The 14,285-nt window shown below is 74.1% G+C and carries 9 protein-coding genes and 2 tRNA genes; 5 read left to right on the top strand and 6 right to left on the bottom strand.

The features are described 5' to 3' along the window. The 4 genes from ABZW32_RS36535 to ABZW32_RS36520 all read right to left on the bottom strand — a co-directional run. The coding region (locus tag ABZW32_RS36535) for an ABC transporter permease (protein WP_356224715.1) at nt 1–2,056 on the bottom strand (2,056 nt) is incomplete at its 3' end. 9 nt (nt 2,057–2,065) lie between these two features. Then, nucleotides 2,066–3,337 (bottom strand): ABC transporter substrate-binding protein, encoded by a 1,272-nt coding sequence (locus ABZW32_RS36530; protein WP_356224713.1) that lies wholly within the window; start codon nt 3,335–3,337, stop codon nt 2,066–2,068. Nucleotides 3,338–3,473: 136 nt separating this feature from the next. Then, nucleotides 3,474–5,297 (bottom strand): long-chain fatty acid--CoA ligase, encoded by a 1,824-nt coding sequence (locus ABZW32_RS36525; protein WP_356224717.1) that lies wholly within the window; start codon nt 5,295–5,297, stop codon nt 3,474–3,476. Between the two features lie 358 nt (nt 5,298–5,655). Further along, nucleotides 5,656–6,507, bottom strand: a complete 852-nt coding sequence (locus ABZW32_RS36520) for a LysR substrate-binding domain-containing protein (protein ID WP_356224711.1) — start codon at nt 6,505–6,507, stop codon at nt 5,656–5,658. Between the two features lie 151 nt (nt 6,508–6,658). Here ABZW32_RS36520 and ABZW32_RS36515 point away from each other — a divergent pair, with 151 nt between their 5' ends. Together ABZW32_RS36515 and ABZW32_RS36510 are read left to right on the top strand one after the other, a co-directional pair. Continuing rightward, complete coding sequence (locus tag ABZW32_RS36515; protein ID WP_356224709.1) at nt 6,659–7,711, top strand: bile acid:sodium symporter family protein; 1,053 nt, start codon at nt 6,659–6,661, stop codon at nt 7,709–7,711. A gap of 9 nt (nt 7,712–7,720) precedes the next feature. Continuing rightward, the gene (locus ABZW32_RS36510; RefSeq protein WP_356224707.1) at nt 7,721–8,146 is read left to right on the top strand and encodes a (2Fe-2S) ferredoxin domain-containing protein; all 426 of its coding nucleotides are present in this window, start codon (nt 7,721–7,723) and stop codon (nt 8,144–8,146) included. Nucleotides 8,147–8,170: 24 nt separating this feature from the next. Here the strand turns inward: ABZW32_RS36510 and fdhD are convergent, their stop codons facing one another. After that, nucleotides 8,171–9,013, bottom strand: a complete 843-nt coding sequence (gene fdhD, locus ABZW32_RS36505) for a formate dehydrogenase accessory sulfurtransferase FdhD (protein ID WP_356224705.1) — start codon at nt 9,011–9,013, stop codon at nt 8,171–8,173. 206 nt (nt 9,014–9,219) lie between these two features. On the opposite strand from fdhD, the gene ABZW32_RS36500 reads away from it, so the two are divergent. From ABZW32_RS36500 to ABZW32_RS36490, 3 genes are all read left to right on the top strand, one after another. Next, nucleotides 9,220–10,161, top strand: a complete 942-nt coding sequence (locus ABZW32_RS36500; RefSeq protein ID WP_356224703.1) for a beta-ketoacyl-ACP synthase III — start codon at nt 9,220–9,222, stop codon at nt 10,159–10,161. A gap of 267 nt (nt 10,162–10,428) precedes the next feature. Beyond that, nucleotides 10,429–10,516, top strand: a tRNA-Leu gene (locus ABZW32_RS36495). A gap of 190 nt (nt 10,517–10,706) precedes the next feature. After that, nucleotides 10,707–10,794, top strand: a tRNA-Leu gene (locus tag ABZW32_RS36490). Between the two features lie 77 nt (nt 10,795–10,871). Here the strand turns inward: ABZW32_RS36490 and ABZW32_RS36485 are convergent. Beyond that, complete coding sequence (locus tag ABZW32_RS36485; protein ID WP_356224701.1) at nt 10,872–14,210, bottom strand: ATP-binding protein; 3,339 nt, start codon at nt 14,208–14,210, stop codon at nt 10,872–10,874. Nucleotides 14,211–14,285 lie beyond the last annotated feature (75 nt).

Genomic DNA, 14,285 nt, shown 5'->3' with positions numbered 1-14,285 from the left:
CCGGCGCGCCGGCCGGGCCCCGGGCCGGGAGGCCGGGATGGCCGTCCGCCGCCCCGGCCGGCAGCCCTGACGGGGGCGCGGGCTTCGCCCCGGACACCGCCCCGGACACCGCCCCGCCCCGGGGAGCCGCCGTCCGGCCGGCCCCGGCACGGGCCCTCCGCTTCGCCAGGCGCAGGGGGACGGCCGCGCAGTACCCGTCGGGGTCGTTGGCCAGCGCCAGTCCGGCCAGCCCGAACAGGATCACCGGCAGGTGCGCCGACTCCGTCACCCAGTCCGACAGCAGCCGCGGGGCCACCGCGTACACCAGCCCGGCCACCACCGCGTACGGCGGCCTCCGTACGCCCGCCGCGACCACCACCGCCAGCCACACCAGCCCCGTCATCGCGGTGAAGTCCGTGGCCGTGATCCGGGTGTTGTACGAGGCGTACATCACGCCCCCGAAGCCCGCCAGCCCCGCCGACAGGGTGAACACCAGCAGCTTGGTGCGCAGCACGGACACCCCCGAGGCCATCGCCGCAGCCGGCGCCGACCGCACGGCCAGCATCGCCCGCCCCGACGGCGAGTTCCGCAGCGCGCCGAGCCCGGCCGCCACCAGCGCGATCAGCACCACCAGCGCCACCCCCATCGCCCGGTCGTCGGAGAGGTCCACCGGCCCGATCACGGGCCTCGGCACCGCCCACCCGGCGTCCCCGCCCCGCAGCCACCGCATCTGGAACAGCACCTGGTCGGCCAGGAACGCCAGCGCCAGGGTGGCCAGCGCCAGCGACCGTCCGCCGAGCCGCAGCGCCGGCAGCGCGACCAGCGCCCCCAGCGCGGCGGCCACGCAGGTGCCGACCGCCAGCGCCGCCACGAACGGCCAGCCCCGGCTCATCAGCAGCCCCGCCACGAGGGCCGAGGCGGTGACGAAGGTGGCCTGCGCCAGGGAGACCATCGCACCGAGCCCGGTCACCACCGTGAAGGACAGGAACACCAGGCCGACGGCCAGTCCCTGGGCGAGCAGCCCGCTCCAGAAGGGGGTGGTGACGGTGTACAGGGCCGTGCACAGCAGCCCGGCGCCGACCGCCCACACACCCCACCGCCGTCCCCACGGGGCCCCGGCCAGAGGGTCCGGCGACGGCGCGTCCGCCGGCACGACCCCGGCGGTCCGCGCCCGCCGGTTCAGCACCAGCAGCCCGCCGAACAGGATCAGGAAGGGCACCGCCGTCCTGAACCCGGTGACGGACTCGGCGAAGGACGCGTACCCGGCGACCAGGTTCTGAACCACCCCCAGCCCCAGCCCGCCCGCGAACGCCATCGGCACCGACGCGAACCGCCCGATCACCGCCGCCGTCGCGGACACGAAGAGGAACAGGGTGAAGTCGTGCGCGGACAGTCCCAGCAGCGGGGTCGCCAGCACCCCGGCGAGGCCCGCCAGAGCGGACGCGATCATCCATGCGACCGACGACAGCCGGTCGGCGCTGATCCCGCGCAGCTCGGTCAGGGACCGGTCGTCCACGGCGGCCCGCAGTCGCAGCCCCAGCCGGGTGTGCCGCAGCAGCACCCACAGGGCCGCCGCCACCACCGCCGTGACCACCCAGGTGATCAGCTGGTCGGAGTCGACGCCGACGCCGTCCGCGAGCCGCCACGCCCTCGCCGGGCTCGGCCCGACCCCCGGCAGCCCGAACTGGTTCTCCGCCGGCCTGACCGGCGCGCCCGCGTCGGCGAGCAGCTCCACCGCCCACAGTCCGGCGGCGGGCAGCGCCACCAGCAGGCCGATGGTCGCCACGATCTGCGCGCTCTCCCCGACCCGCGCGAGCCGCCGGAACATCAGCCGGTCCAGCCCCCACCCGAGTCCGGGCGCCAGTACGCAGACCACCAGCAGGGCCGCCGGGACCGCGGGCCAGCCGAGCCCGGAGCGCAGTTCGTAGAAGACCAGGGCGCACAGGTAGGCGGTGGCCCCGTGGGCGAAGTTGAACAGCCCGGACGCCGAGTACGACAGCACCAGCCCGGTGGCCAGCAGCGCGTACAGGGCCCCGGAGACCAGACCGCTCAGCACGAAGACGAGCAGATCCCCCATGGCGGGCCCCTACGCGAAGGGGATGGGTTCGTGGCAGGCGAACGGCACGGCCACCTCGTACGCCCCGTCCTTCAGCCGCACCAGCGCACCGCAGCCGAAGCTGTCCTTCTGGCCCTTGGGCTCCGACCGGTCGCCGACCAGGGTCCCCGTGTCGGAGAAGCCCCGGGCGGCGGCCTGGAAGGACTCCACGGTGAGGTCGCGGCCCGCCTTCGCCGCGATGGACAGGAACAGGTCGGCCGACATGTACCCGGTGAGCATGTGCATGTTCAGCGGTACCTCCTGTCCGTTCGCCGCCGCCTTGATGTCGGCCTTGAACCGTTCCATTTGCGGGTCCGTGGACTCGAAGGGCTGGAACTGGAGCAGCACGTAGACCCCGTCGAGGGCCTGCCTGGTGGCGTCCTTGGCGAGGAGCCCCGGGTCGTAGTCCGTCGGATCAGTGAGCACGCCCCGGTAGCCGGCCCGCTTGAGCGCGGTGAACAGCCCGATGTTGTTGGGGGTCTGCATGACGGAGACCACGGCGTCCGGGGCCTTGCCGTCGGGGCCGGCCAGGAGCTCCTTGACGTAGGCCGACCAGTCGCTGGGCACGGCGGTGGCCGGTACGGAGGCCTTGGCGTAGGACACCGTGAACCCGGCGGCGGCGAAGCCCTGCCGGAAGGTGCGGATGCCGAACTTCCCGGCGTCGCTGTCGTTGGCGATGATCGCGACCGACTTGCCCCGGGCCCCGCCGAGCACCCGGCCGATCCCCTCGGGCCAGGTCTGGTTGAGGGTGCCGCCGGGGGAGGGGACCAGGCAGCCGTTGAACCCGTAGACGTACTGCGGCCCGCAGAAGGACGGCAGGGTGCCCCAGCCGAAGGTGGGGACCTTCTCCTGTTCGAGGAAGTCGGCGCCGGAGAAGGTCACCGAGCTCATGGGGGAGACGGCGAAGACCTTGTCCTGCTGGACCAGCTTGCGGGCGGCGGCCAGGTTCTTCCCCGGATCCTGGCCGTCGTCCTCCGCGCCGATGTAGTCGATCCTGCGCCCGGCGACGCCGCCCTCGGCGTTGGCTCTCAGGAACCGGGCCCGGGCCCCGAGGTCGGTGTCCTTCTTGCTGTATCCGCTCGCGCTGGTCATCGAGACGATGCCGCCCACCTTGACGGAGTCCGCGCTCACGCCGCGCGTGTTCCCGGCCGCGCCCCCCGGGCCGTCGGGGGCGGGGCCGTGGGAGGTGGAGGCGGAGTTGCAGGCGGAGACGAGCGCGAGGGCGGCCGCAGCGGCGGCCAGGGCGCGGACGGTTCGCGACATGGTGAGGATCCCCTCCGGTAGGAATCCCCGCATTCTGTGCGCGACCTGACGGACCGTCAATATCGGTGACGCCATGAAGTGATGGGTCGTCAGATCGGTGGAGAGGTTCGCCGCGCGGCGCTCCCGGGGCCCCGGTTCAGGACGGGTAGAGTTCCGCGACCTCCCGCGCGTACGCCTTCTCGATCGCCCGCCGCTTCAGCTTCAGCGACGGCGTCAGCAGCCCGCGCTCCTCCGTGAACTGTCCCGGCAGCACCCGGAAGGCCCGGATCCCCTCGGCCTGCGAGACCAGCGTGTTGGCGGCCACCACCGCCCGCCGTACCTCCGCCGCCAGCTCCGGGTCGCCCACCAGCTGCTCCGCGGGCCGCTGGGGCAGCCCGCGCATCGACAGCCAGTGCGCCATCCCCTCCACGTCCAGGGTCACCAGCGCCGCGATGAACGGCCGGTCGTTGCCCACCAGTACGCACTGCGAAACCAGCGGATGCGACCGCACCCGTTCCTCCAGCGCGGCCGGCGCCACGCTCTTGCCGTTGGAGGTCACCAGGATCTCCTTCTTGCGCCCGGTGATCGTCAGGTACCCGTCCCGGTCCAGGCGCCCCAGGTCCCCGGTCGCCAGCCAGCCGCCGCGCAGCACCTCCTCCGTGGCCCGGGGGTCGTTCAGGTACCCCGAGAAGACGTGCGCGCCGTGCAGCCACACCTCCCCGTCGTCGGCGATGTGCACGGTGCCGCCCGGGATCGGCCGCCCCACCGTCCCGTACTTCGTCGCCCCCGGCGGATTCGCCGTGGCGGCGGCGCAGGATTCCGTCAGCCCGTACCCCTCGAACACCGTGATCCCGGCGCCGTCGAAGAACAGCCCCAGCCGGCGCGACATCGCCGACCCGCCCGACATCGCGTGCCGGACCCGGCCGCCCAGTGCCTCGCGCACCTTCCCGTACACCAGCTTCTCGAAGAGCTGGTGCTCCATCCGCAGCCCCGCCGACGGTCCCGGACCGGTCCCGAACGCCTTCTGCTCGCGCGCCTCCGCGTACCGCACCGCCGTCTCCACCGCCCGGTCGAAGGGACCCCGGCGCCCCTCCACCTCCGCCTTGCGCCGGGCCGCCGCGAACACCTTCTCGAAGACGTACGGGACCCCCAGCACGAAGGTCGGCCGGAAGGCCGCGAGGTCCGGCAGCAGTTCGGCGGCGGCGAGCACCGGCTGGTGCCCCAGCTTGACCCGGGCCCGTACGGCGGCCACCTCCACCATCCGCCCGAAGACGTGGGCCAGCGGCAGGAAGAGCAGCGTCGACGGCTGCTCGCCCGATCCGCTGCGGAACACCGACTCCCAGCGGTCCACCAGGGTGTCCGCCTCGAACATGAAGTTCGCGTGGGTGAGCACGCAGCCCTTGGGCCGGCCCGTGGTCCCCGAGGTGTAGATGACGGTGGCGACCGCGTCCGGGGTCACGGCCCGGCGGTGACGGTGCACCACGTCCCCGTCCACCGACCGGCCCGCCTCCACCAGCTCCCCGACCGCTCCCGCGTCGAGCTGCCACAGCAGGCGCAGCGACGGCAGCCGCTCGATCACCGAGCCGACCGTCATGGCCTGGTCCTCGTCCTCCACGACGCAGCCCGCGCAGCCGGAGTCGTAGAGGATCCAGTGCACCTGGTCGGCCGAGGACGTCGGGTAGACGGGGACGGGCTGGGCGCCGATCGCCCACAGGGCGAAGTCGAACAGGGTCCACTCGTAGCGGGTACGGGACATCACGGCGACCCGGTCCCCGAAACCGATCCCCTGCGCCAGCAGCCCCTTGGCGAGCGCCAGCACCTCGGCGGCCAGTTCCCCGGAGGTCACGTCCCGCCAGACGCCGTCCACCTTGCGCCCGAGCACCACCCGTTCGGGTTCCTCCCCGGCGTACTGGAAGACGCAGTCGGCCAGTCCGCCGACCGCAGGGCCCGTGACCACGGGCGGAACGCCGAACTCGCGCAACATTGCGCTCCTCTCCTGCCGAGCGCCGCGACGCTACCCCACCGGCCCCGGCCACCGGCACCCCCGCGGAAACCTCCACAAGATCCCCCCGGGCCCCCGTGCCCCGCCGACCGTGGTGCGGCACGGCGCCCCCGTCGCCCGTACGGGTGAGCCGGTCCGCTGTCCGGCCCCGCCCTGCGGGATGTCGCCGGGATGCCGGGTGCCGCCCCGTGATCGGCTGCCGGGCGGCCCCTGCGCCCACTCCTACGGGTGGTTCCAGACGAACCGTTCCCGGGGGCTCCTCGCCACGGCCTTCCCGTCCCTGCTCGCGGCGGCACTCTGCTCTGCCGCGGCGGGCCCGCCCGCGTCGGCCGCGGAACTACGCCGGCCGGCTCAGGCGGTCGCCGCCCGCCAGGACCGCGGCCGCCAGCGCCTCCGCCGCCGGGGTCGGGCGCCGCCCCTGGAGCAGGGCGAACTCCACCGGCCCCAGCTCCGGCAGCCCGCCCACCCGTACCAGCCCCGGCGGGATCAGCCCCCGGGTGTGCGCCATCACCCCGAGCCCGGCACGGGCCGCCGCGATCAGACCGCTGAGGCTGCCGCTCGTACACGCGATCCGCCACGACCGCCCGTCCCGCTCCAGCACCTCCAGGGCCCGCGCCCGGGTGATGCCCGGCGGCGGGAACACGATCAGCGGCACCGGACGCTCCGGGTCCACGCGCACCCCCTCCGCCCCGATCCACACCATCCGGTCCCGCCACACCAGCCGGCCCCGCTCGTCCTGCGGCCCGCGCCGCTTGGCCAGGACCAGGTCCAGGCGCCCCGCGTCCAGCCGCTCGTGCAGGATCCCCGAGAGCTCGACCGACAGCTCCAGGTCCACCTCCGGATGCTCGTGCCGGAACCCCTCCAGGACCTCCGGGAGCCGGGTCAGCACGAAGTCCTCCGAGGCCCCGAACCGCAGCCGCCCCCGCAACCGCGTCCCGGTGAAGAAGGCCGCCGCCCGCTCGTGCGCCTCCAGGATGGTCCGCGCGAAGCCCAGCAGCGCCTCGCCGTCCTCCGTGAGCCCGACGCTGTGCGTGTCCCGGACGAACAGCGTCCGCCCCGTCGCCCCCTCCAGCCGCCGCACGTGCTGGCTGACCGTGGACTGCCGTACGCCGAGCCGGGCGGCGGCCTGCGTGAAGCTGAGCGTCTGGGCCACCGTGAGGAAGGTCCGCAGCTGAACGGGGTCGTACATGGAACCAGCTTATTCCGCTTCGTGATGGCAGTCAGTGCGGTGTGCGTGTTTCCCGATGACCGCGCATCCGCCAGCATGAACGGAGGACCCCCTCCGCTTCCAGCTCCCCCTGCGGCCCCCCGCCCCGACCCACAGCGAGTGAACACCGCCCATGCGACGTCGTCCCCGCCTCCCCGCCCGGCTGCCCCTGGACCCGTACGTACTGGCCCTGCTCGCCACCGTGGGCCTCGCCGCGCTGCTCCCGGCCCGGGGCCCGGCCGCCACCGTCGCCGACGGCGCCTCCACCGGCGCGGTCGCCCTGCTCTTCTTCCTCTACGGAGCCCGGCTCTCCACCCGCGAGGCCCTCGACGGGCTGCGCCACTGGCGCCTCCACGTCACCGTGCTGGCCTGCACCTTCATCCTCTTCCCGCTCCTCGGCCTGGCCGCCCGCGCGCTCGTCCCCACCCTGCTGACCGAGCCCCTGTACAGCGGCCTGCTCTTCCTCTGCCTGGTCCCCTCGACCGTCCAGTCCTCCATCGCCTTCACCTCCATCGCCCGGGGCAACGTCCCCGCCGCGATCTGCGCCGGCTCCTTCTCCAGCCTCGCCGGCATCGTCCTCACCCCCCTCCTCGCCGCCGGCCTGCTCGGCGCCGACGCGGGAGGGTTCTCCCCGGACTCCCTCGTCAAGATCGTCGTCCAGCTGCTGCTGCCCTTCCTCCTGGGCCAGGCCCTGCGCCGCTGGGTCGGCGGCTTCCTGGTCCGCCACAAGAAGGTGCTCGGCTACGTCGACCGGGGCTCGATCCTGCTCGTCGTCTACGCCGCCTTCAGCGCGGGCACGGCCGCCGGGGTCTGGCACCGCGTCAGCCTCCCGCACCTCGGCGCGCTGCTGGCGGTGGAGGCCGTACTCCTCGCCGTGATGCTCCTCGTCACCTGGTACGGGGCCGGACGCCTCGGATTCGGCCGCGAGGACCGGATCGCGATCCAGTTCGCCGGGTCGAAGAAGAGCCTCGCCGCCGGACTCCCCATGGCCAGCGTCCTGTTCGGCGCCCAGGCCGGGCTCGCGGTGCTGCCGCTGATGCTCTTCCACCAGATGCAGCTGATGGTCTGCGCGGTCCTGGCCCGCCGCCGCGCCCGGGACCCCGAGGCCCTCGGGAGCGAACTCCCCGCAGAGCGTGTGGCGGAGGTCTCGCCCCCGGCCCAACACCCGGCCCCGCGGGGCCGGTAACGTGCGGCGGTGACCTGGATACGCCCGCTCGCCGCCCACGCCCCGCGCCCCTGCACCCTGGTGGTCTGCCGCGGCTGCTGCTGCGGGGACCCCCGCAAGAACCCCGGCTCCGACCACGCCGGGCAGCTCGCCCGGCTGCGGGAGGCCGCCGCCGCGTCCGGGGGCCGGCTGGCGGTCCGCACCAGCGAGTGCCTCGGGCCGTGCGCGCAGGCCAACGTGATCGTGGTCCAGCCCACCAGCGAGGCCCGGAGCAGGGGCGCCCGGGCCGTCTGGTTCGGCTGGGCCCTCGACGACACCGCGACGGACGAGATCATCGAATGGGCCCGCTCCGGCGGCCCCGGCAGCACCCCGGTACCCGCCACCCTGGACCTGCACCGCATCGACCCCCCGGCCCCGAAGGAACCCACCACCCCGCGCCGGGGCCGCCGCCGCTAGGCCGACAGGGCCTGGGCGGCGCGCCTACCGCGACCCGGCGGGCAGGACGATGCGGTGGTCGCCCGCGTAGATGTTCATGTCCGGGCCCCGCAGGAAGCCCACCAGGGTCAGCCCGGACTCCAGGGCGAGGTCCACCGCTAGCGAGGAGGGAGCCGAAACAGCCGCCAGGACCGGGATCCCGGCCATGACGGCCTTCTGCGCGAGCTCGAAGGAGGCCCGGCCCGACACCAGCAGCACCGCACCGGCCAGCGGCAGCCGCCCGGCCTGCAGGGCCCGCCCGACGATCTTGTCCACGGCGTTGTGCCGACCCACGTCCTCCCGTACGTCGAGCAGCTCTCCGTCCGCCGAGAACAGCCCGGCCGCGTGCAGCCCGCCCGTGCGGTCGAAGACCTTCTGCGCCGCGCGCAGCCGGTCCGGCAGCTCGCCGAGGAGGCCGGCCGTCACCCGTACCGGGTCGTCGGCGAGCCCCGGGAAACGGGTCGCCGTACGGACCGCGTCCAGGCTGGCCTTGCCGCACAGACCGCAGGAGGAGGTGGTGTAGACGTTCCGCTCCAGCGTGATGTCGGGCACCGGCACTCCGCGCGCCAGCTGCACGTTGACCACGTTGTAGGTGTTGGAACCGTCCTCGGTCGCGCCCTCGCAGTAGGTGACGGCCTGGACGTCCGAGGCGTGCGCGACCACGCCCTCACTGGCGAGGAAGCCCACCGCCAGCGCGAAGTCGTCACCCGGGGTGCGCATCGTGATGGCCAGCGGCTTGCCGTTGAGCCGGATCTCCAGCGGTTCCTCGGCGACCAGCGTGTCGGGGCGCGCCCCGACCAACCCGCCCCGGATCCGTACGACCCGGCGCCGCTCGGTGACCCGTCCCATGGCGATCAGCCACCCGTTCCGTGCTCGTCGTGCTCTTGACGAGGACATTCTCGCGGATCCGCGGCCCACGGGGCTCCCGGCAGGAAGTTGCTCGGAATTCTCCAAATTCCGGTGCAGGAATCCTGTCGGGTCACGCGCACCCGTACCCACCGGTAGCAGGAGAAGCTGGGTAATTCCTGACCGCCGTACAGAGGGAGATTCCGCCCATGACCGGTTCACGCGTGGTGGCGCTAGGGCACTACCAGCCCGCGAAAGTGCTCACCAACGAGGACCTCGCGGCCATGGTCGACACCAACGACGAGTGGATCCGGTCGCGCGTCGGCATCCGGACCCGGCACGTCGCGGGCCCCGAAGAGCCCGTGGACGAGCTGGCCTACCAGGCCGCCGGCAAGGCCCTCGCGAACGCCGGTCTGATCCCGGACGACGTCGACCTCGTACTGGTGGCCACCTCCACCGCCATCGACCGTTCCCCCAACATGGCCGCGCGGGTCGCCGCGAAGCTGGGCATGGGCGGAGCGCCCGCGGTGATGGACATCAACGTCGTGTGCTCGGGCTTCACCCACGCCCTGGCCACCGCCGACCACGCGATCCGGGCCGGCGCCGCGACCCGCGCCCTGGTCATCGGCGCCGACAAGATGACCGAGATCACCGACTACGCCGACCGCACCACCTGCGTGCTGACCGGCGACGGCGCGGGCGCGGCCGTCGTCGAGGCGAGCCCGGAGCCGGGCATCGGTCCCGTCCTGTGGGGCTCGGTGCCGGAGATGGGCCACGCCGTGCGCATCGAGGGCTCGCCGCCGGTCTTCGCGCAGGAGGGCCAGTCCGTCTACCGCTGGACCACCAGCCAGCTCCCGCCGCTCGCCCGCAAGGTCTGCGAGAAGGCCGGGATCACCCCCGAGGACCTGGCGGGGGTCGTCCTGCACCAGGCGAACCTGCGGATCATCGAGCCGCTCGCCTCCAGGATCGGCGCCGTGAACGCCGTGGTCGCCCGCGACGTCGTCGACTCCGGCAACACCTCGGCGGCCAGCATCCCGATGGCCCTCTCGAAGCTGGTCCAGCGGGGCGAGATCCCCTCCGGCGCCCCGGTCCTGCTCTTCGGCTTCGGCGGCAACCTCTCCTACGCCGGCCAGGTCATCCACTGCCCCTGACGGCGGCGCACCCGTACGCACGAGCGAGGCCCGCCCCACCCGGGGCGGGCCTCGCTCATTCCCGCCCCGCCCGGGACCGCGACGTGCCTGGGCGAGCCCCCACCCGCACACCACCCGAGACGCCCCGTCTCGCCACCCCCACCCCCACATGCCCGCAGGTCAGCGCGGCGCGTCCGCCGTTCCACCGCCCGGATAAGTGGTCGGAACCCCGCCGATCCTTTGCTATTGTTGTCCATGTCGCCGCGGGAAACCGGGGCCGACCACCTGGTCCGGGTGGCGGAATGGCAGACGCGCTAGCTTGAGGTGCTAGTGCCCTTTATCGGGCGTGGGGGTTCAAGTCCCCCCTCGGACACCAGCAGGAACCCCACTCCGGTGGGGTTCTTTTGCGTTTCCGGGCGACGGCGCGACCAGCCCCGTACGCGAGCGGGAGACGCCCCCGCCGGCGGGAGGGGCCGCGATCCAGGGCGGAAAGCCCCTGGTCAACGATGGTCCGAGGGCTTGGTAAGGTTCTCCGTATCGCCGCGGGAAACCGGGGCGGTCACCCGGTCCGGGTGGCGGAATGGCAGACGCGCTAGCTTGAGGTGCTAGTGCCCTTTATCGGGCGTGGGGGTTCAAGTCCCCCCTCGGACACCATGGTCAAACGACCTGGCAGAGCCGGTCAGAGCGACGCGATGTTGCTCTGACCGGCTCTTTCGTTTGTGGTGAACCCGTCAGGTGGGATGCGGCCCCGGCTCCGGGCGTTCGCCCTCCGGTGGCCAGGTCGCGCGGTCGCGGTGGTGGTTGAACTCCGCCAGTTCGCGGGCCAGGACGTCGAAGTGGGGGAGCGGGGCCCACAGGCCGCGCTCACCGATGACGTAGAGGCGGCGCTTGGCACGGCTCGCGGCGACGTTGAGCAGGTGCGGGGTGCGGGCCGCCCACTCGCGGGCTCCGGGGCGGCCGCCGCCGAGCACGAGGACGACCACGTCGGCCTCCTTGCCCTGTGCCCGGTGGACGGTGGCACAGCGTTCGTCGAGGAGCTCGACGGTCCAGCCTTCACGGCCGCCGCAGATCCTCTTGCACTCGGCGACCAGGGCTCGGAACGGGGCGATGACGCGTACGCGCTCGACACCCACCCCGTGCCGGTCCAGGAGGTCGAGGACGAACTCGAAGGCACGGCGGTCGCGTTCGCCCCACGGGGCGTCGGCCGGGCGGGCCGGGTCATCGGTGTTGAGCCAGCGGCTGGGCAGCAGCCCGTCGCGTTCCCCGTCGGGGAACGCCTTCCGTTCGGTGCCGTAGACCATGAGGCCGCCGTAGGCGACGTCATTGCTGACGGTGAACATCGGTTCTTCGCAGCGGCGGTGCACGCGCAGCGGTGAACCCACCCAGACGTGCTCGTCGTCCCCGTCCGGGGTCGGCAGGTAGGTGCCGTAGCGGTTGGTCCGGTCGGCCACGGCCTGGGCCGAGGTGGCCGAGGGCAGCCACCGCTCGTCGACGCCGTAGGCGCGCAGCAGCCGGAGCTGCAGAGCCGCGGGCATGGTGACCACGGGCTCCAGCTGGAGGGGATCGCCGACCAGAACGGCGCGGCGGGCGCGCCACAGCGCGCCCACGGCGGCCTGTGGCGTGGCCTGCCCGGCCTCGTCCACGAGCAGCCAGCCGATCGACTCCCGGCCGAGGCGCGCGAACATGCTGCCGACGGAGGAGAACGTGGTGGAGACGACGGGGACCAGGAGGAAGAGGGTCTGCCAGGCGTGCTCGACCTGTTCGTCCGGCAGCGGCCCGTTCGTCCCGGCCATCAGCTCCACGAGGACCTGGAGATTGCCCCGGACCTTCTTCGCGGCCCCGGCCACGAAGGCCCGGTGCAGGTCGAGAGCGCGCAGGAACAGGTCACTGCGCGCGGTGGACCACGCCTCGTCGGACCAGGGGGAGCCGAGTTCCTGCTCGGCTTCGTCGAGGTGCAGCCAGTCGAGGGGCAGTGAGGGGAGGGTCCGAGCCGCCTGCCTCAGTTCGTGGTGGCGTCCGTCGAGCTCGGTCACGGCGGCCCGCAGATCACGGCGGGCCGCGTCGGCGGCCTGCCGGGCCCGCCGCAAGGCGGTGTCCGCCGCGGCCTGGCGGGCGTGCGCGGTCCGTTCGTTCGCGAGGGCGGTGGTGAGCGCGGCGGCGGCTTCGTCGACGGCGGTGGCGGCCCAGGAGCTCAGGCCTGCGGCCAGGGACTCGGCGCGTACGGCTGCGGCGACCTGCTCCAGGGAACCGTCGAGGGAGGCGCGCTGCTGGACGAGCAACTGCGCGATCTCGGCCCGGGAGCGTTCCTGCCGCCATTCGGCCGCCTGACGGTCGGCGGAGCTCTGCAGCAGGCGCCGCAGCCCGGCGCGCAGGCCCCGCTCGACGGTGGGTGGCGCGTCCTGGTGGGCAGTGAGCGCGGTGACGTAGTCGCGGTGGTGTGCGGCCAGCTCACGGGCGGCCGACAGGTCCGCGCGGGCGGTGGCCAGCTCCTGCCGGGCCCGTGGCACGTGCTCGCTGGCCGTTCGGTGTCCGGCCTCGGCCGCGGCGGCGGCGCTCCGTGCCGCGCCGGTGGTGGCGGCGGCCCGTTCCAGGACGGCCATCGCGGCGGTGACCTGCTGGTCTGCGCGGGGGACGGCGGCTTCCAGGTCCGCGATCCGCTGCGCGGTCGCCGGGGACCCGACGGCTGCCAGTGCCCGGGCCGTCCGGACACGCCCGGCACGCAGGCGCTCGACCTCGGCCTGGGCGGTTCGGAAGGCGGCGACGGCGGCGGTCCACGACGGCACGGGCTCGGCTGGTCCGGCCGCCGCGGCCCGGTCCCCCGGGGCGGCCGGGCGGCGACTGCCGGGCGCGGCCCTCGGCGGGATCCAGTCGCCCAGGACGTAGTGCATGCCGCGCAGCGGTGGCAGCCCTGCCGCGGACCGGGCGTCGGCCTCCTTCTTGGGCAGCCGCCCCCACCAGAACCGGTCGCCGAACTCCTTTCGGTTCGTCTTGTTGCCGAGCACCGCCGCGACCAACCCCCACGCAGGGCCGCCGAGGAGGGCGGAGGCGAGGTCGGAGAAATGGTCGGGGCCGCCGTGCCAGTGCTCACCCAGCGCGCCGATACCGGGAAGTTCGGCGGTGATGTTCTCGACCGCGCCGTTGTTGGAGGAGGCGACCACGATCTCGAACCCGGTCAGCCGGGGGTCGAGCCGTGACACGAACCTCGCGTGCCCGCCCTGCCGGTCCCTGCCCCGCCACGCCGGACCGGTGAATGCCTGTCCGGGCCGGTCGAACGTCGCCAGCACCGCCGCCCGCTCGACCACCAGCGCGGCGACCAGGTCGCGCAACATCGTCGTCTTGCCCGTGCCGGGCGGGCCGTTCACGGAGAACAGCCCGCCCTGGGTGCCCGCGCGGTCGGCGAGCATCCGGTCGACCGCGAACTGCTGGCTCAGCGCGAGCGGGAACCGTGCCGGGGCGGGCCACCGACCGGCCGGAACCAGCCCCGGATCCACCCCGGCCAGGACGGCTCCGCGTTCCCGGCGCACATCGGTCCGCATTCCCACGGCGATGGCATCGTGCTCGGACAGGTACGCGCCCAGGGCCGGGCCGATCCCCTTGCCGACGCCGTCGGCCACGCGCGCGAGGTCGGGAGGGAGCAGGCTGTTCAGGAAGGGCGCCGCCGCCGCGGCCTTCGCCTGTGGGTCCCGGGGCCGGGGGACCAGCCTGCTCCGCACCCGGACCACGCGGGGCCGCAGCCGGTCCTGGACCCCGCAGAGGTCGGCGATCTGCGCGGTCAGGGCGACGAGATCGGCCAACCCGAGCGCACGGGGACCGGTGGCGCCCCCGTACGCGTCGAACACGTCCGCGGAGTCGGCCGGCGCCCGCTCGGGGACGCTCCCGCCACTGTCCGGATGCCCGGACTCCGCCTGGTCCGCGGCAGGTCGGCGGGCCGCGGCCCAGTCGGCGGCGCGGCGCACCAGGGGCTCGGCCGCGCCCTGCAGGGCGGCGCCGGCGACCTCGCCGAACAGGGCCCCGACCGCGCCGACGGCGGCGCCGCCCAGGATCTCGCCGAGCAGCCGCTGCCAGCTCACGCGGTCGGCCCCGGCCGCGGCGCACGGTGTTCTCCCCGAGGTGAGCGTTCCGATGTCTGGTACGCCGTGTCCGGA

The sequence above is a fragment of the Streptomyces sp. NPDC004667 genome, from assembly GCF_040609475.1.
Classification (GTDB): domain Bacteria; phylum Actinomycetota; class Actinomycetes; order Streptomycetales; family Streptomycetaceae; genus Streptomyces.
This window is presented reverse-complemented; position numbering and strand designations above follow the sequence as displayed.